Source organism: Kaistia sp. MMO-174, assembly GCF_037147815.1.
Lineage (GTDB): Bacteria > Pseudomonadota > Alphaproteobacteria > Rhizobiales > Kaistiaceae > Kaistia > Kaistia nematophila.
In genome coordinates this window covers 460,721-478,362 of the sequence record NZ_JBBCUO010000006.1, presented here as the reverse complement: position 1 = coordinate 478,362, position 17,642 = coordinate 460,721, and the positions used below count along the sequence as shown (strand labels likewise).

Sequence of the window (17,642 nt, the reverse complement as noted above, 5' to 3'; positions counted from 1 at the left end):
ATTTCGGTAGAACGGTAGCGTGCGCGCGACGCGCGGTCCGACGCCTAAGGACAGCGGCAGTTCGACTTTTTCGCGACCATCCGCGCCGGATCGGCCAAGCGTGCAGAACAATTCGAACCGGCGACGCGCTTCAGGCATAGTGAGCCGCTTTCGCGGCAGGAGGAACCGTCCGATGCTCTACGCCATCCTTTGCTACCACTCCGAGGAAATCGTCACCGGCTGGACCAAGGAGGAGGACGACGCCGTCATGGCCCGTCTGCACGGCGTGCACGAGAAGCTCGCCCGCAACGGACAGCTCGGCCCGACGGCGCGGCTCAGGCCGACCGAGGCGGCGACGACGCTGCTGAAGAACTCGGGACGGGTCATAGACGGCCCCTATGCCGAGACCAAGGAACAACTGCTCGGCTTCTACATCATCGATGTCGCCGACCGCGAGGCGGCGCTCGACGTGGCGCGCGACCTCACCCGCGCCAATCCCGGCGGCGCCTACGAACTGCGCCCGATCTCGCTGTTCCTGCCGGGCACGCTGCCGGAAGCGACCGAGACCGTCTGAGACGCATCCGCCCAACAGGACCGCCAAGATGACCACCGACTGGAATCTCGTCCGCGCCATGCTGAACGCGGCGATCGACACCTGCGAGCGGATCGAGGCAACCGGCTTTGCGCCGTCCGACCGCGAAGCCACCCTCGACATCCGCGGCCAGGAGGTCAGCGTGCACGACTTCCTCGTCAGCGCCTGGACGCTGCCGGAGACCATCCGCTACCAGATCATCCGCGACCGGCACGACGCCGGCGCGGACCGGCCCTATGTGCCGGAGGCGGCGCGCATCCTTGTCGCCATGGCCGAGGCCGGGGCCGAGTTGATCGGCGGCGCGGAGGCCCGGCCGGCCGAGGCCGACATTCGCCGGATGATCGACTGGTATCGCGACGACGCCGCGCCCGGCATCGAGGCGGCGATCGCCGCCGGTCGCGACGCCGCGCGCTGATCCGCGCGGCGCTCCGCGTTCAGTTCTTCAGTCGGTAGCCGGTCCGGAAGATCCAGGTGATGATCCCCAGGCAGACGACGAGAAAAACCAGCGTCATGCCGAGGCTGATGCCGATATTGACGTCGGCGGTGCCGAAGAAGCTCCAGCGGAAGCCGCTGACCAGGTAGACGACGGGATTGAACAGGGCGACCGTCTGCCAGGCCGGCGGCAGCATCGAGATCGAATAGAAGCTGCCGCCCAGGAAGGTCAGCGGCGTCACGATCAGGAGCGGCACCAGCTGCAGCTTCTCGAAGCCGTCGGCCCAGATGCCGATGATGAAGCCGAACAGGCTGAAGGTCACCGCCGTCAGCACCAGGAAGGCGAACATCCAGAACGGATGCTGGATCTCGATCGGCACGAACAGCCCGGCTGTCGCCAGGATGATCAGCGCCAGGATGATCGACTTGGTCGCCGCCGCGCCGACATAGCCGACGACGATCTCGAACGGCGCGACGGGCGCCGACAGCACCTCGTAGACGGTGCCGGTGAACTTGGGGAAATAGATTCCGAACGAGGCGTTGGAGATGCTCTGCGTCAGCAGCGACAGCATGATCAGCCCCGGCACGATGAACGAGCCGAAGCCGACGCCGTCGATCTCCTGCATGCGCGAGCCGATCGCCGCGCCGAAAACGATGAAGTAGAGCGAGGTGGAAAGGACCGGCGCGACGATGCTCTGCAGCACGGTGCGGCCGGCGCGCGCCATCTCGAACAGATAGATCGCGCGCATCGCATAGACGTTCATGACCGCTCACTCACCAGGCTGACGAAGATCTCTTCCAGCGAGCGCTGGCTCGTCTGCAGATCCTTGAAATGGATGCCGGCCCTGCCGAGCGCGCCGAGCACGTCGGCGATGCCCTTCTGCTCGGCGTCGGCGTCGTAGCTGTAGACCAGCTCGTTGCCGCCATCGGCGAGCGCCAGGCCATAAGCGTCGAGGCCGCCCGGGACGTTGGCGAGCGGCTCCTGCAATTGCAGCGTCAGCTGCTTCTTGCCGAGCTTGCGCATCAATTCGGCCTTTTCCTCGACCAGGATGATCTGGCCGCGATGGATGACGCCGATGCGGTCGGCCATCTCCTCGGCTTCCTCGATGTAATGGGTGGTCAGGATGATGGTGACGCCGCTTTCGCGCAGCTGCCGCACCACCTCCCACATGTCGCGCCGAAGCTCGACATCGACGCCGGCGGTCGGCTCGTCGAGGAACAGGATCTCGGGCTCGTGCGACAGCGCCTTGGCGATCATCACGCGGCGCTTCATGCCGCCGGAGAGCGTGCGCAGGCGCGAGTCCTTCTTGTCCCAGAGCGACAGCTCGCGCAGGATCTTTTCGACCAGCGCCGGGTTCGGCGGCTTGCCGAACAGGCCGCGGCTGAAACTGACGGTCGCCCAGACGGTCTCGAACGCGTCGGTCGTCAGTTCCTGCGGCACCAGGCCGATGCGCGAACGGGCGGCGCGATATTCGGTGACGACGTTATGGCCGTCGGCGAGCACGGTGCCCGTCGACGGATTGACGAGGCCGCAGATGATGCTGATCAGCGTCGTCTTGCCGGCGCCGTTCGGCCCGAGCAGCGCGAAGATCTCGCCACGGCGGATTTCGAGCGTCACGTCCTTCAGCGCCTCGAAGCCTGACGCGTAGACCTTCGAGAGATTCGCTACGGAAATAATGTTCTGCATGACGCCGATGATAGCCGAGGCGGACGGCTTTTCGGCGGGAATTATGCAACATCGCACCCAAATCTCAGGGAGCGGCGACATCCTTGGCCGGGCGGCGCTTCGGATATTCGTGCCGGGGCGGCAGCCAGTGATGCAGCGAGGCGACGCCGACGAGGCCGATGCTGCCGCCGAGCACGACGCCGAGCAGCGTGCCTCCCTGGATGGTGGAGGTGGCGGCGAGGATGGGAATGGCGCCGGCCGGCGGATGGGTGATGCGCAGCATCGACATCAGCGCGATGGCGATGCCGACACCGGCGGCCGCCGCGACCCAGGCGCCCGGAAAGACCGTCAGCGCCAGCAGCGTCACCAGCGTGGCGACGAGATAGCCGCCGATCACGTTCGCCGGCTGGGCCAGCGGGCTGTGCGGCTGGCCGAACAGCAGCACCGCCGATGCGCCGAACGGCGCGATCAGGAACGGCTCATGCGTTAGCGTCGCCGCCGCGCCGACCGCACCGATGCCGATGGCGCCGCCCAGGCCCGATTTCAGATGCGTCAGCGTGTTGCCGACGCGCGCTTCATGGCGATGGACGAAATGATGGAGACGACGGGGCATGGCGCTGCCGGAAACAGGAGAAAGCGGACGCCCAGCGAAAAGGGCTCGCCCTTTTACGCGAGCCGCGGCGCAAAAACGAGCAACCACGATCTAGAAAAGCACCGAAACGCGAAAAGCGCCCATCGCAGCCGATGATCACCGCGCCGGGCCACAGCGGGTTTAGCCGGTTCAGATGCCCGAAAGATTCTGGAAAGCAGAACCGCCTAAAATTGCCTCAGGCGGCGGCATCTTTCCGTCCGGCCGCGCCCGAGGGCGAGATCCCGATCCATTCACCGAAACGACCATGCGCTGGCGCCTGATCCGCATTCTCTTCCTGATTTATGTGGCTTGGGCCATCTTCGCCTTGCTGCTCGTGCCGCTGAGCTCGTTCGGCATCGTCGCCGAAAACCCGCTTGCCGCCGTGCTCGGCCTGGTGTTGGGCCTGCCTTGGAGCGTCCTGCTGACCTGGTGGATCGACAGCTCCAGCCCGATCCTCAACTTCCTGCTGCTCGCCCTGGCGCTGGCGATCAATGGCGGCATCCTGCGCTACCTGTCGCGGCGGCCCCGCCGGGTCGAGCCGGATGACGAGGACGAGGAAGACCACGACGCCGACGAAGAGGACGACGAGCATCCGGAGGATCCCGACTGGGACCCCGAGCACGATCCGGAATTCGACGACGAGGACGAAGACGACGACTGGCACGAGGAACGGCACAGGCCGGAAGCCCCGCGCCGGCCGCGCCGCTAGGGCCCGGCCTGGCGAGACAGGCGGGCGTCTCCGCCGGCACATGCCCCCCGACACCTGCCACCGGAAACGCCTCACCTACCCCTCGGGAGCGCGGAAGCCCGTCACTCGACCGAAGACCCGGACGCACGATCCGGGCAAGCTATCAAAGCAAGTCGCGTGCCACGGTTAGCTAAAGCTGTTTGGTCGCGCCTTCTTCACGCGAACCGGTATCCGCTTCGCTCGAAAACGCTCAGAAGGCGAGCTGGACCTTCATCGACCGGCGCCCGTCGCCGGCGGTCTCGAACGCCTCCCGCGCCTCCTCGATGCCGAAGCTGCCGGTGAGCAGCGGCCGGAGATCGACCTTGCGCTCGTCGATCAGGCGGACCGCGAGCGCGAATTCGTCGTGGAAGCGGAAGGAGCCGGTCAGCACGACCTCCTTCGCGACCACGACATTCTGCGGCAGCGACAGCTCGCCGCCGAGCCCGACCTGGACGATGGTGCCGCGCGGCTGGACGACGTCGAGGCCGGAGCGCAGCGCCTGCTGGTTGCCGGAGCATTCGAACATCACGCCAACGCTCCCCTTGTCGACGGCAAGCGCCGCCAGCGCCTCAGGCTCGCGCGCCGTGTTGATGGTGCGGTCGGCACCCAATTCGCGGGCAAAGGCGAGCGGCTCGTCGACGACGTCGGTGACGATGATCTCGGCCGCGCCGTGGAAGCGGGCCGCCGCCACCACCAGCGCGCCGATCGGACCGGAGCCGGTGACCAGCACGCGCTGGCCGAGCAGCGAGGGCGCCCGCGACAGAGCATGCAGCGTAACGGCGAAGGGCTCGGCCATCGCCAGCTCAGCGACCGAAGCCTTGTCGCCCTTCTCGCACTGCGAGGCCATGCAGACGAGCTCCTGCCGGAACGCGCCCTGGATGTGCGGCATCGGCATGGCGCTGCCATAGAAACGCATGTTCAGGCACTGGTTCGGCAGGCCCTGGTAGCAATAGCGGCAGGCGCGGCAGGGACGGGAGGGATTGACGGCGACGCGGTCGCCCGGTTTGACGCGGGTGACGTCGGGCGCGACGGCGGCGACCGTGCCGGCGACCTCGTGGCCGAGGATCATCGGCTCGCGCAGCTTCACCGTGCCGAAACCGCCATGCTGGTAATAGTGCAGGTCCGATCCGCAGATGCCGCCGGCCTCGATGCGGACGGTGACTTCGCCCGGCCCCATCGCCCCGGTTTCCCGCTCCTCGACCCTAAGATCGCGGGCGGCGTGAATGACGACGGCGCGCATCGGCTTCTCTCCCTGTCGAATTTTTTGTTATCGATATCAGGAACGCCGCCAAGCGCAAGCCGGGCGGCGCCCGGCCAGTTGGCCGGCGTCTTGACAGCAACGCTGTTATCGATCCCACTCGCCGCAGCAAAAAATCCGCCACGGGGAGTGAAAGCGTGAACCTGTTTGACCTTTCGGGCCGACTGGCCCTCGTCACCGGCGCCAGCAAGGGCATCGGTTTCGCCGTCGCCGAGGCGCTCGCCTCCGCCGGCGCGCGCATCGTCCTCAATGCCCGCGACGAGGCCCGGCTGGAGCAGGCGCGCGCCACCCTCGCCGCGAAGGGCTACGAGGTCCACGCCGCCGCCTTCGACGTCACCGACCCCGACGCGGTGACCGCCGGCATCGAGGCGATCGAGACCGACATCGGCCCGATCGACATCCTCGTCAACAATGCCGGCATGCAGCACCGCACGCCCTTGCAGGACTTCCCGCTCGAGGCCTGGCGCAAGATCACCGCGACCAACATCGACAGCGTCTATCTCGTCGGCCAGGCGGTCGGCCGCCGCATGATCCCGCGCGGCCGCGGCAAGATCATCAATATCGGCTCGGTGCAGAGCGAACTGGCGCGGCCGGGAATTGCGCCCTACACGGCCACCAAGGGGGCGGTGAAGATGCTGACCAAGGGCATGGCGACCGACTGGGCCCGCTACGGCATCCAGGTCAACGGCATCGGCCCCGGCTATTTCAAGACAGAGCTGAACGCCGCGCTGGTCGCCGACGAGACCTTCTCGGCCTGGCTCGCCAACCGTACGCCGGCCGGACGCTGGGGCGACGTCAAGGAACTGGCGGGCGCGGCGATCTTCCTCGCTTCCGACGCGTCGAGCTTCGTCAACGGCCACATCCTCTATGTCGATGGCGGCATCACCGCCAGCCTCTAGGCCAGGCCGCGAACGCCGCCCACCTCGCGCTTGAAACGAAGCAGCGCGGTCGTTTCGACGCCCGCGCTCCTTTCAATGCACGCCTCCCGTGCAATGCCGCTGCGGGAGACAGCCTTGACACCTTCCATTCTGTTATCGATAACAATAGCAACCGGACAAAGAGCCGGATCGGGAACGAAACGCGGTGCCGTCCGCATCCGGGAGGATGAACATGGCAGACGGAGGGGTCCTCCGCTTCGACGATGTCGCCAAGGCATTTGGCGGCACGCGGGCGCTGAAGGGCGTGAGCTTCGAGGTGGCGCGCGGCGAGGTCGTGGCGCTGCTCGGCGAAAACGGCGCCGGCAAATCGACGCTGATCAAGATCCTGGGCGGCATTTTCCGCGCCGACAGCGGCCATGTCACCATTGGCGGCGAGCCCTATCGCCATCGCGCCCATGCGCGCGGCGAGCGCCAGAAGGTCGCCTTCATCCATCAGGATCTCGGCCTCGTCGAATGGATGACGGTGGCCGAGAACATGGGGCTCGCGCAGGGCTTTTCCGGCAGCCGCCTGATCGACTGGAAGGCGACAGAGCAGCGCGCCGCGACGGCGCTGGAACTGGTCGGCTGCGATATCGATCCGACCACCCGCGTCCATGCGCTGAGCCGCACGGAGAAATCGCTCGTCGCGATCGCCCGCGCGCTCGTTGTCGACTGCGACTTCCTCGTCCTCGACGAGCCGACCGCCAGCCTTCCCGCCGACGAAGTCGAGCGCCTGTTCGAGGCCGTCCGCCGCCTGCGGGCGCGCGGCGTCGGCATGATCTACGTCTCCCATCGGCTCGATGAGATCTTCCGCATCGCCGACCGCGTCGTCGTCATGCGCGACGGCCTCAAGGTCGGCGAGAAGCCGGTTTCCGAGACGACGCCGGACGAACTCATCAGCCTGATCGTCGGCTCGACGACGCTGGAGCTGTTCAAGAAGGGCGAGCTCGGCTCGGGCGCAGTGCGCGTCGCCGTCCGCGATCTGGAGACGCCCTCCGCCGGCCCCGTCAGCTTCGATATCCGCCAGGGCGAGCTGCTTGGCCTCGTCGGCCTGCGCGGCGCCGGCCAGGAGGAGATCGGCCGCGCCCTGTTCGGCGCCGCCCAGCATCGCGGCTCGATCCTCATCGACGGCGAAGCGCCGGACCTCGCCTCACCGCGCGCCGCGCTCAGATCCGGCATCGGGCTGGTGGCGCGCGACCGCACGGAAGAATCCGTCGCCTTCTCGCTCTCCGTCCGCGAAAACGCCTTCCTCAACCCGGCCGCCATCGGCCGCGGCCTGCTCTCCTACCTGTCGCCGCGCGCCGAAGCGCGCCAGGCCGTCGAGCTCGGCGCCTCGGTCGGCCTGCGCCCCAACGATCCCGACCTGCCGATCGAAGGCCTTTCCGGCGGCAACCAGCAGAAGGTCGTCGTCGGCCGCTGGCTCGCCACCAACCGCCGGCTGCTGATCGCCGAGGACCCGACCGCCGGCGTCGATGTCGGCGCCAAGGCCGAGATCTACCGGCTGATCGCGCAGGCGCTGGAGAAGGGCCTCGCCGTCGTCGTCGTCTCGACCGACTTCGAGGAAATCGCCCATATCTGCCACCGGGCGCTCGTCTTCAACCGGGGCAAGATCATCGCCGAACTGACCGGCCCTGCCCTCACCACCGAATCCGTGATCACAGCGGCCTCCGCGTCGGAAGCAGCCTAGAACCCTCTGTTTAGTCGCGTTTTCTTCCCGCGAACCGGGACCCGCTTCGCTCGAAAACGCCCCAGGAAACCGCGCCCATGTCCATGAACTCCGTCCGCTCCGACGCGCTGGAACCGACCCGCAGCGAACTGAAGAACGCCTCGTTCGGCGAGCGGCTGCGCCGGCGCATCCCGGTCTACGGCCTGCCGATCCTGCTGGTCGCGCTGATCATCCTGTTCTCGCTGATCCTGCCGCAAACCTTCCCGACCATGCTCAACGTGCGATCGATCATCTCCGACAAGGCGATCATCGCGCTGCTCTCGCTCGCCGCGATGATCCCGATGGCGGCCGGCAAGATCGACCTGACCGTCGGCTACGGCATCGTGCTCTGGCACATCCTGGCGATCAGCCTGCAGACCATGGCCGGCATTCCCTGGCCCTTCGCCGTGCTGATCGTGATTATTCTCGGCGCCTGCGTCGGCTTCCTGAACGGCCTGCTGGTCGAGGTCGCCCGCATCGATAGCTTCATCGCCACGCTCGGCACCGGCACCGTGCTCTACGCCCTCGCGCTCTGGCACACGGGCGGCCGCCAGGTGGTGGCGCAACTGCCGCAAGGCTTCCTGGCTTTGAACGGCACCATGGTCTTCGGCCTGCCGATCACCGGCTACTACGTGATCGCGCTCGCCATCGTCATGTGGCTGATCCTCGAGCACCTGCCGGTCGGCCGCTATCTCTACGCGATCGGCGCCAACCCGAAGGCGGCGGCGCTGAACGGCATTCCGGTCCAGCGCTACACCATGGGCGCCTTCATCGCGTCGGGCGCGCTCACCGCCGTCGCGGGCGTGCTGCTCGCCTCGAAGCTCCGCATCGGCCAGGCCAGCGTCGGCCTCGAATACCTGCTGCCGGCGCTGGTCGGCGCCTTCCTGGGCTCGACGACGATCAAGCCCGGCCGCGTCAATGTCTGGGGCACGCTCGCCGGCGTCGCGATCCTCGCCGTCGGCATCGCCGGCATCCAGCAGTTCGGCGGCTCGTTCTGGGTCGAACCGATGTTCAACGGCGTCACCCTGCTGATCGCCATCGGCATCGCCGGCTATGCCCAGCGCCGCCGCGGCACCAACAATAAGCCATTCAAAAAGACGGGCGCTTAAGAACCCCGTCGCAACCCGGAGGGAAGTTCATGAAGTCACGTAACCTGCTGCTTGCGGCCGCCAGCGCCGTCGCGATGATGGCGATCCCGATCGTCGCCCATGCCGACGCCTTCGTCGACGAAGCCAAGGCCATCGTCGCCAAGGCCTCCGGCCGCGCCGACAAGTGGGACGGCCCCACCAGCGGCCCGAAGGCCGCCGGCAAGAAGACCATCGTCTATGTCGCCGGCGACATGCGCAATGGCGGCATCCTCGGCGTCTCGCAGGGCGCCAAGGAAGCGGCCGCCGCCATCGGCTGGGACTATCGCGAGATCGACGGCCAGGGCACGGTTTCCGGCCAGGCCACGGCGCTCTCGCAGGCGATCGCGCTGAAGCCGGACGCCATCATCGTCGGCGGCAGCGACGCGGTCGAGCAGAAGGCCGCCCTCGAGGGCGCCGCCAAGGAAGGCATCCTGATGGTGGGCTGGCATTCCGGCCCGGTCGCCGGCCCGCTCGAAGGCACGCCGATCTTCGCCAACGTCACCACCGACGCGATGGAAGTCGCCAAGGTCGCGGCGATGAAGGCGGTCGCCGATTCCGACGGCAAGGCCGGCGTCGTCGTCTTCGCCGACTCGACCTACGCGATCGCCATCGCCAAGGGCCGCGCGATGGAAGAGTGGATCAAGAAGTGCGCCGGCTGCACGGTCGTCTCCTTCCAGGATACGCCGCTCGCCGACGTCTCGACCCGCATTCCGCAGCTGACGACGACGCTCCTGCAGCAGAACGGCGCCAAGTGGACCCATTCGCTGGCGATCAACGACCTCTATTACGACTTCATGCCGCCGGCGCTGCAGGCGGCCGGCATCGCCGGCAACGGCGATCCGCAGAACATCTCGGCCGGCGACGGCTCGGAATCGGCCTTCCAGCGCATCCGCGCCGGCGACCATCAGGCCGCGACCGTGCCGGAGCCCCTCACCATGCAGGGCTGGCAGCTGATCGACGAGCTGAACCGCGCCTTCGCCGGCGAGAAGTGGTCGGGCTACGTCCCGGGCGTCCATCTGGTCACCCCTGATAACATCGCCTTCGACGGCGGCCCGAAGAACGTCTTCGATCCCGACAACGGCTATCGCGCCGAATACAAGAAGATCTGGGGCGTCAACTAAGCCCGGAGCGCTGCCGGCGGCCGCCTCGCGCGGCCGCCGGATTGCTTGAAACAGCCGGCCGCATCGAACGACGGAAATGCGCCCGCCAGGGCGCCTGTCCCGCCGCAAGCAAGCGCGCGCCCATGGCACCTTGTCGCGGCCTCCGGCGAACCGGCCCGTGGCGCTGGCGCCCGGCCGAGGCGTGGGCTAACGACGGCGCTTCGCCGATCCGGCATCGCCGGACCCGGCCATGACAGCATCTCACACGGCGCGGCCCCTGCCGCGCCCGACCTGGACAAGGACGATGGCGACCGATCCCCCCGGAAGAACGCCAAAGAGCCAGCCCACTATGGCCGACGTCGCCGAGCGCGCCGGCGTCTCGACCATGACCGTATCGCGCGCCCTGAGGAAGGGCGGCCCGATCTCGGACGAGACGCGGCGCCGGATCATGGCGGCGATCGACGAGCTCGGCTACGTCCTCGACCAGACGGCCGGCACGCTGTCGTCGAAGCGCTCCGGCTTCGTCGCGACGCTGATCCCTTCGATCAACAATTCCAACTTCTCCGACACGGTGCGGGGCATCGGCGAGGCGATCGAGGGCAGCGGCCTGCAACTCCTGCTCGGCCGCACCGACTATCTCGTCGAGAACGAGGAAACCCTGCTCGAATCCATGCTGACGCGCCGGCCGGAGGGCATCATCCTGACCGGCGGCTCGCACACCCCGCGCTCACGCCGCCTGCTCGAGACGGTCGGCATCCCGGTCGTCGAGACCTGGGACCTGCCGCTGGAGCCGATCGAGCATGTCATCGGCTTCTCCAATGCGGCGGCGATCCGCGCCCTGACGCACGACCTCCACGCGCGCGGCTACCGCAACATCGGCTTCATCGGCGGCACCACCAATCGCGACACGCGCGGCGCCGACCGTCGCCTCGGCTACAGCCAGGCGATCGCCGAGCTGGGCCTCGGGCAGGCCCGCATCATCTCGTTCGGCAGCCCGCCGATCTCGATGGAACAGGGCGGCGAGGCGATCGCGCAGTTGCTCGACCAGTGGCCCGAGGTCGACGCGGCGATCTGCGTTTCCGATCTCTCCGCCTTCGGGGCGTTGATGGAATGCCACCGGCGCGGCATTTCGGTGCCGGGGCGGATCGCGATCGCCGGCTTCGGCGATTTCGAGGTGTCGCGCTGCAGCCATCCGCGCCTGACGACGGTTTCCGTTGATGCGGTCGAGATCGGCCGCGCGGCCGGCAGCCTGCTGCTGCGCGCCATCGAGGCGCGGCGCGTGGGCCAGATCCTTCCGCCGGAGAGGCACGAGATGCCGTTCCGGGTGGTCCAGCGCGAAAGCACGTGACCGGGCCGAAGCCCGGTCACGATCGAAGTCTCGGCGCGGCAGGCCAGCTCCAACCTCCCACACGCCACCGGACCCCAATGCCCGATCCCGGACGGATCAGTCCATGTGGAAGACTTCCGGCAGCGGGATCATCACAGGCGTGCCGTCCGGATTGGTGTCCATGATGTCGCCCATATGCGCGAACCACTTCTGCATCAGCGGCTGGGCGTTCAGCTCGTCGGCGCGGGCGCCCTCGGCGATGTGGTTGATCGCGAACAGGATGTTCGTCTCCTCGTCGAGGAAGATCGTGTAGTCGCGGGCGCCATGCTGCGCGAGCAGCTCGCGCAGCTCCGGCCAGATCTCGTCGTGGCGCTTCTTGTATTCCGCCCCGCAACCGGGCCTCATCCGCATCTTGAACCCGACACGTCGCATCGCTTCCCCTCCCTTTTCCGCCTATTCGAAGATCGCGCCGGGGTTCATCCGGTTGTCGGGATCGATCGCCGACCGGATCGCCCGCAGAAGTTCCATCTGCGTCGCCGAGGCGCGCTTCTCGAAGGCGCTGCGCTTGACGCGGCCGATGCCGTGCTCGGCGCTGATCGAGCCGCCGCGACGATCGACAATCTCGAAGATCACCGCCTCGCTCGCCTTGATCCAGGCGTGCCGCTCCGGCCCCTCCGCCATCGCGCGGGGCGGCATGACGACGAAATGCATGTTGCCGTCGCCGATATGGCCGTAAGTGAGCACGACGCCGTCTGCCACCGCCCCGGCCAGCGCCACCTCGACCTCGTCGATGCAGACTGCGACCTCGGAGATCGGCACGGAAACGTCGGTGCGAAGATAGGTGCCGTGCTTCACCTGCGCCTCGACGACGCCTTCGCGGATCGCCCAGATCTTCTGCGCCTGCGCGACGCTGGACGCGCGCACGCCGTCGAGGATCATCCCCTCCTCCAGCGCAAACTCCAGGAAGCCGCCGACCAGGGCCTCGAGATCGAGCGGCCCGCTCGAGGAGGCTTCCAGCAGCACGTAATAGGGCGCCGCCGTCTCCAGCGGATTGACGAGATCGGGCATGGTGAGCGCCAGCTCGACGCTGCGGTCCGAGATCAGCTCGAAGGCCGAGAGCAGGTCAGCGAGATGGCGGCGCGCCGCCGCGAACAGGCGGATCGCCTCTGCTGCCGTCTCGACCGCCAGGAACATCGTCTCGACATGGCTCGGGCGCGGGAAAAGCTTGAGCGTCGCAGCCGTGACGATGCCGAGCGTACCCTCCGAGCCGAGGAAGAGCTGCTTCAGGTCGTAGCCGGTATTGTCCTTGCGCAGCGTCTTCAGCCCGTTCCAGACGCGCCCGTCCGGCAGCACCACCTCGAGGCCCAGAACCAGGTCGCGCATCATGCCGTAGCGCAGGACGTTGATGCCGCCGGCATTGGTGGCGACATTGCCGCCGATCTGGCAGCTGCCCTTGGCGCCAAGCGACAGCGGGAACATCAGATCCTCCGCCTCGACCGCCTGGTGCAGCACCTCCAGCACGCAGCCGGCCTCGACCTCGACGCTGAAATTGAGCGGGTCGATCGCCCGGATCCGGTTCATGCGCTCCAGGCTGACGAGGACATGGCCGCCCTCGATCCGGGCCGAGGCCCCCTCGACCAGGCCGGTATGGCCGCCCTGCGGCACGACGGCGAGGCCGTTGTCGGCGCAGTAGCGCACCAGCTCGACGACCTCGTCTACATTGCGCGGCCGCGCCACGAAGGACGGATCGCCATCGGCCTCGCCGGTCCAGTCGCGGATGTAGTGGGATCCGCGATCGACGTCGCGGATCAGCATCGTCTCGTCCAGCACGGCCTCGGCCTTGCCCATCTTTGGCGTTCCTTCCAGGGGCGGCGCCGATGGGGACGACGCCGAACGTATTAATTAGTATCTGAGATATTTTAAAATTGACGAGCTGGCAATCTCTGGCGATGCTCGGGCGGTCGCGACAACGGAAAAATACCGGACGGGGAGCCCTTCCCACCCCGATGCCCGCGGCGCAAGGCGGGCTTGTCAATTTGGCTGACTGCACCAACGCCGGGGTTGAGGATAAACAGGATGAGGCGCGGCGTTTGCGACGGCCGGGCTTCCGACGGAAGCGCGCTTGTGCCATGCAATTATTCAGGTGTCGAAATAGCGTGCCATGCGGGTCCATTCGTCTGAGGCGTGGTCCCGCGTCGCCATGAAGGGGAGCCGCCGCCCAATGACCGCCAGCCCTCTCGACCGGCCCAAATCCCTGACCGCGATGGCATTCGACCGCCTGCTCGAAAGCATCACCCAGGGCGAGATCGCCTATGGCACCATGCTGAGCGAGAAGGCCGTCGCCGAGACCTTCGGCACCTCCAAGACGCCGATCCGCGAGGCCTTCTTCCAGCTGCAGTCGCTCGGCCTCGTCGAGATCCAGCCGCAGAAGGGCTGCTACGTCCCCTACCCGACCGTCGACAAGGTGCGCGAGCTCTGCGAACTGCGCATCGAGCTCGAATGCTACGCGCTGCGGCTGTCGATGGAGCGCAACCAGAAACGGTTGCTGAAGTCGATCTCGAAGACCTTCGCGCAGATGGAGGAAATGCGCGACGACTATCGCTACGAGACCTATCACAAGCTCGACCAGGACTTTCACAAGGCCTTCTTCGCCGCCTGCGGCAACACGCTGCTCGGCGACATCTATGGTTCGCTCGACCCGCGCATCCAGGCCCTGCGCGCCAACTTCTCCTCGCCCAACGAGCAGCTCTTCGCCGTCTCGCGCGACGAACATGCGGCGATCGTGCAGGCGATCGCCGACAACGACCTCGCCAGCGCGAGCCGCACGATCCACGCGCACATCACCCGCGTCCGCGACATCTATTCCGACGGCATCCAGACCCTGAAGCAGTCGGACCCGTCGCTCGCCGACCACTAGCTGCCCGCCGGAGGATACAAGGGGCTCAGGAGGTTCATGGTCAGGTCGCGCTGTCGAGCCGGGCGCTGGCATGGTATGGCGGCAGTTCCTGTCGGCTGCACGAGCCATTCATGAACCCGGATCCCAAGAGCGCGACGGATGCCAGCTTCGCCCGGCTAAGGCGGCATCTCCATTTCCTCTACCACGGCCGAGCCAGGCAGGCCCGCCTGTTCCAGGCCTGCGTCATCACCATCGATCTCCTGATCATCGCCTTCTTCATCGCGACGCCGATGATCCGCGATGCCTCCGCGTTCCTCTGGTACGACTACGCGATCGCGGTGGTGCTGGCGCTCGACCTGATCTGCCGCGGGCTCGCCGAAACCAGGATCCTGCCATGGCTGCGGCGGCCGACGGTGATCGTCGACATCTTCATCCTGGTCACGCTTCTCTTCCCCGCCTATCTCGCCAATCTCGGCTTCCTGCGCATCCTGCGGCTCTGGTCGCTGTCGCGCAGCGGCTTTCTCTGGCGGCCGCTGACCAAGCAGCAGGTGGCCCGCTGGCGGCAGCCGCTGGAGGCGGTGCTCAACCTGGTAACGTTCCTGTTCGTCGCCAGCGGCTTCATCTACACCTTCTTCTTCCGCGCCAGCCCGGGCTTCACGGGGTATGTCGACGCGCTCTATTTCACCGTGGCGACCGTCACCACCACCGGCTTCGGCGACATCACGCTTCCCGGCCCCTGGGGCAAGCTGACCGCGATCGTCACGATGATCTGCGGCATCTCGCTGTTCGTGCGGCTCGCGCAGGCGATCGTCCGGCCCTACAAGGTGTTCTTCCCCTGCCCACGCTGCGCCCTGCAGATGCACGATCCGGACGCGGTCCACTGCAAGGCCTGCGGCGAGATCCTGGCCATTCCCGACGACGGCGAGTGACGCGCTTCCGATTGGCGATGTTCCCGTTTTGTGCTAGAGAATGCCCATGCGCACGGAAGGCCTCGTCCTGTTCGAAACGCCGATCGGCCCCTGCGGCATCAGCTGGAGCGCGCGCGGCATCACCGGCCTGCAGTTTCCCGGCGACAGCGCCGAGGCGACGCGGGCCGATCTGCAGCGCCGCTTTCCGGAGGCCGGCTCGGCCGAGACGCCGGCCTTCGTGACCGAGGCGATCGCGGCGATCGTCGCGCTGCTCGAGGGCGCAGACGACGACCTGACCAGCATCCCGCTCGATCCCGACCACATTTCGCCCTTCAACCAGCGCGTCTATGACGTGACGCGCGCCATCCCGCCCGGCCAGACGCTGACCTATGGCGAGGTGGCGGCGGCGATCGGGGAGCCGGGCGCGGCGCGCGCCGTCGGGCGGGCGCTGGGCGACAATCCCTATCCGATCATCATTCCCTGCCACCGCGTGCTCGCCGCCGACGGCAAAATGGGCGGCTTCTCCGGCACGGGCGGCATCGCCACAAAGCGCCGCGTCCTCGCGATCGAAAGCCGCGCCAAGCTGAACGAACTGCCGCTGTTCGCCGGTGGGCTCGAGTAAGAGCAAGGCAAGACCCTCACCCCACCCTCTCCCGCAAGCGGGCGAGGGCTTTTTGGCCTGTGCCCGTCATCAGCGCAGCCGGCGCCGGCGATCCACCTCTCCCGCTTGCGGGAGAGGGTTGGGGTAAAGACTGCGGGGCGCGAACCCCGTCCTCGCCCGCTAGCGCCAGCCGAATTGCGGCTTGTAGCCGAGCACCTTCTTCGCCCGGTCGATCGAGAGCAGCGTCTCGTTCGGGCCGATCGGGCGCTTGCGGGCGATGCCGGGAAACGCCTCGTCGAGCAGGGAATCATTCGACCGGCTCATGACGCCGTCCTCGTTGGCGATGACGAAGACGTCGGCGCCCTTCAATGGCGATTCGAGCGCCAGCCGGCACGACTGCGCCGCGTCGCGCACGTCGATATAGGCCCAGAGGTTCCACTTGCGCGCGTTGATGTCGTTGTCGAAGGCCGGGAACTCGCCATAGCGCTCGGGCGCAATGACATTGGAGAAGCGGAGGCCAAAAATCTTCTGCTCCGGATCCCAGCGGCAGAACTCCTTCGCCATCTCCTCGCCGAGGAACTTCGACAGCGAATAGGCCGTCTCCGGCCGTCCGCGATAGTCCTCGTCGACTGGCACGTAGGGCGGCGGCGTCTCGAACGGCAGGCCGAGCACCGTCTCGCTCGACGCCCAGACGACGTTCTTGATACCGAGCACGCGCGCCGCCTCGAACACGTTGTAGGTCGAGATCATGTTGGTCTCGAAGATGACGTGGTTCGGCGCCAGTCCCGGCGCCGGAATGGCGGCCAGATGGATGATGCCGGTCGCCTTCCTGAAACGGTCGTCGACGCCCGAAAAGGCCGCCAGCGCCTGGCCGTAGTCGGTCAGGTCCACCTTGCTGAACGGCACGCCCTGGCCCGGCGGCGGCAGCGCCATGTCGACCGAGGCGACCTCGTAGCCATGCTCGACCAGATCCTTCACCACCGCGCGGCCCGCGAGCCCGCTTCCACCCGTGACGATGATCATGCTTCCCTCCCACAATGTCGTTGAAAGGCCGGCAGGGCGTTCGCCAGCAGGCCCGAGATCGATGGCGGCCGAGCCGCAATGACAGCGCTAGCATAACAGCCGGCGGTGACATGGCAATGGCTTGACGGCACCCAGCCCGGGTCGGCGAGACGAGGCCGGATTGCCGGATGGGCGCATTTGCCACGAAGCCGGCGTGGGCAAAAGCAGTCTATCCAGTTCCGGCCGGTCGCGCCCCGCGGGTGGATTCTCCGCCCCGCACGCGTCATGAAGCGGCATCACCACGGATCTACGCGCCGGCCGAAGGGCCGCTCACAGGAGAGAAACGATGAACGGTCAACGCGCGCTTCTGGTGGTGGCGGGACTTGCCGGCATGCTCGGCGTGGCGATGGCCGCCGCCGGGGCGCATGTGCCGGGCGGCGAACGCCTCGGCACGGCCGGCAACATGGCCATGGCACAGGCGCCGGCCCTGCTGGCGCTCGGCTTCTTCGTGCCGGCGACGGCGCTCCTGATGTCGATCTCCGCCTGGGCCATCGCGATCGGGCTCATCGGCTTCTCCGGCGCCCTTGCCTTCCACACCCTCTCCGGCAGCGCGGCGCTTTCCTTCCTGGCGCCGATCGGCGGCACCACGATGATGTTCGGCTGGCTCGGAATCGCCGTGGCGGCGCTGTTGTCGCGCAAGCGTTAGACGCTTCGGGCTGGCCTTTCCGGCCCGTCTCGTCTATCGATGCGCCACCTCAAAAACCGTTAGAAGAC

The 17,642-nt window shown here is 67.4% G+C and carries 19 protein-coding genes; 12 read left to right on the top strand and 7 right to left on the bottom strand.

Annotation, left to right across the window (positions count from 1 at the left end; all coding sequences use genetic code 11):
- The first annotated feature begins 172 nt into the window (after positions 1-172).
- The gene (locus WFK98_RS23245; RefSeq protein ID WP_336801954.1) at positions 173-553 is read left to right on the top strand and encodes a YciI family protein; all 381 of its coding nucleotides are present in this window, start codon (positions 173-175) and stop codon (positions 551-553) included.
- Positions 554-581: 28 nt separating this feature from the next.
- On the top strand, positions 582-986 hold the full coding sequence (locus WFK98_RS23240; protein ID WP_336801953.1) for a hypothetical protein: 405 nt from the start codon (positions 582-584) through the stop codon (positions 984-986).
- Between the two features lie 19 nt (positions 987-1,005).
- Here WFK98_RS23240 and WFK98_RS23235 read toward each other — a convergent pair whose 3' ends face one another.
- The 3 genes from WFK98_RS23235 to WFK98_RS23225 form a co-directional block, all read right to left on the bottom strand.
- On the bottom strand, positions 1,006-1,767 hold the full coding sequence (locus WFK98_RS23235; RefSeq protein WP_266341185.1) for an ABC transporter permease: 762 nt from the start codon (positions 1,765-1,767) through the stop codon (positions 1,006-1,008).
- Positions 1,764-2,690, bottom strand: coding sequence for an ABC transporter ATP-binding protein (locus WFK98_RS23230; RefSeq protein ID WP_266341186.1), 927 nt, complete (start codon positions 2,688-2,690; stop codon positions 1,764-1,766). The genes WFK98_RS23235 and WFK98_RS23230 overlap by 4 nt, the downstream gene beginning before the upstream one ends.
- Positions 2,691-2,754: 64 nt before the next feature.
- A complete protein-coding gene (locus WFK98_RS23225) occupies positions 2,755-3,282 on the bottom strand; it encodes an HPP family protein (RefSeq protein WP_266341187.1) in 528 nt (175 codons plus the stop codon).
- Between the two features lie 283 nt (positions 3,283-3,565).
- On the opposite strand from WFK98_RS23225, the gene WFK98_RS23220 reads away from it, so the two are divergent.
- Positions 3,566-4,009: a hypothetical protein gene (locus WFK98_RS23220; RefSeq protein ID WP_336801952.1), complete on the top strand. Its 444-nt coding sequence runs from the start codon at positions 3,566-3,568 to the stop codon at positions 4,007-4,009.
- Positions 4,010-4,238: 229 nt separating this feature from the next.
- Here the strand turns inward: WFK98_RS23220 and WFK98_RS23215 are convergent, their stop codons facing one another.
- Entirely contained in the window at positions 4,239-5,267 is a 1,029-nt protein-coding gene (locus WFK98_RS23215) for an L-idonate 5-dehydrogenase (RefSeq protein WP_336801951.1), read from the bottom strand.
- Positions 5,268-5,422: 155 nt separating this feature from the next.
- Between WFK98_RS23215 and WFK98_RS23210 the strand changes: the two genes are divergently transcribed.
- From WFK98_RS23210 to WFK98_RS23190, 5 genes are all read left to right on the top strand, one after another.
- Positions 5,423-6,184, top strand: a complete 762-nt coding sequence (locus tag WFK98_RS23210; protein ID WP_266341190.1) for an SDR family oxidoreductase — start codon at positions 5,423-5,425, stop codon at positions 6,182-6,184.
- Between the two features lie 211 nt (positions 6,185-6,395).
- Positions 6,396-7,889, top strand: a complete 1,494-nt coding sequence (locus tag WFK98_RS23205) for a sugar ABC transporter ATP-binding protein (RefSeq protein ID WP_336801950.1) — start codon at positions 6,396-6,398, stop codon at positions 7,887-7,889.
- 83 nt (positions 7,890-7,972) lie between these two features.
- Positions 7,973-9,016, top strand: coding sequence for an ABC transporter permease (locus WFK98_RS23200; RefSeq protein WP_266341218.1), 1,044 nt, complete (start codon positions 7,973-7,975; stop codon positions 9,014-9,016).
- A gap of 29 nt (positions 9,017-9,045) precedes the next feature.
- Positions 9,046-10,155 (top strand): substrate-binding domain-containing protein, encoded by a 1,110-nt coding sequence (locus tag WFK98_RS23195; RefSeq protein ID WP_266341192.1) that lies wholly within the window; start codon positions 9,046-9,048, stop codon positions 10,153-10,155.
- A 328-nt stretch (positions 10,156-10,483) separates the two neighbouring features.
- Positions 10,484-11,482, top strand: a complete 999-nt coding sequence (locus tag WFK98_RS23190; protein ID WP_336801949.1) for a LacI family DNA-binding transcriptional regulator — start codon at positions 10,484-10,486, stop codon at positions 11,480-11,482.
- 96 nt (positions 11,483-11,578) lie between these two features.
- Here WFK98_RS23190 and rhaM read toward each other — a convergent pair whose 3' ends face one another.
- Complete coding sequence (rhaM, locus tag WFK98_RS23185) at positions 11,579-11,893, bottom strand: L-rhamnose mutarotase (RefSeq protein ID WP_266341194.1); 315 nt, start codon at positions 11,891-11,893, stop codon at positions 11,579-11,581.
- 21 nt (positions 11,894-11,914) lie between these two features.
- Positions 11,915-13,309 (bottom strand): FAD-binding oxidoreductase, encoded by a 1,395-nt coding sequence (locus WFK98_RS23180; protein ID WP_336801948.1) that lies wholly within the window; start codon positions 13,307-13,309, stop codon positions 11,915-11,917.
- 373 nt (positions 13,310-13,682) lie between these two features.
- Between WFK98_RS23180 and WFK98_RS23175 the strand changes: the two genes are divergently transcribed.
- The 3 genes from WFK98_RS23175 (at position 13,683) to WFK98_RS23165 (ending at position 15,887) form a co-directional block, all read left to right on the top strand.
- Positions 13,683-14,378 carry a GntR family transcriptional regulator gene (locus tag WFK98_RS23175; RefSeq protein ID WP_266341196.1) on the top strand — a complete coding sequence of 232 codons (696 nt, stop codon included), beginning with the start codon at positions 13,683-13,685 and terminating at the stop codon, positions 14,376-14,378.
- 110 nt (positions 14,379-14,488) lie between these two features.
- Positions 14,489-15,286: a potassium channel family protein gene (locus WFK98_RS23170; RefSeq protein ID WP_266341197.1), complete on the top strand. Its 798-nt coding sequence runs from the start codon at positions 14,489-14,491 to the stop codon at positions 15,284-15,286.
- A gap of 46 nt (positions 15,287-15,332) precedes the next feature.
- The gene (locus WFK98_RS23165) at positions 15,333-15,887 is read left to right on the top strand and encodes a methylated-DNA--[protein]-cysteine S-methyltransferase (RefSeq protein ID WP_336801947.1); all 555 of its coding nucleotides are present in this window, start codon (positions 15,333-15,335) and stop codon (positions 15,885-15,887) included.
- Positions 15,888-16,046: 159 nt separating this feature from the next.
- On the opposite strand, the gene WFK98_RS23160 is transcribed toward WFK98_RS23165, so the two are convergent.
- Positions 16,047-16,889: an NAD-dependent epimerase/dehydratase family protein gene (locus WFK98_RS23160; protein ID WP_336801946.1), complete on the bottom strand. Its 843-nt coding sequence runs from the start codon at positions 16,887-16,889 to the stop codon at positions 16,047-16,049.
- 325 nt (positions 16,890-17,214) lie between these two features.
- Here WFK98_RS23160 and WFK98_RS23155 point away from each other — a divergent pair, with 325 nt between their 5' ends.
- Complete coding sequence (locus WFK98_RS23155; protein ID WP_266341200.1) at positions 17,215-17,574, top strand: DUF423 domain-containing protein; 360 nt, start codon at positions 17,215-17,217, stop codon at positions 17,572-17,574.
- Positions 17,575-17,642: the final 68 nt, after the last annotated feature.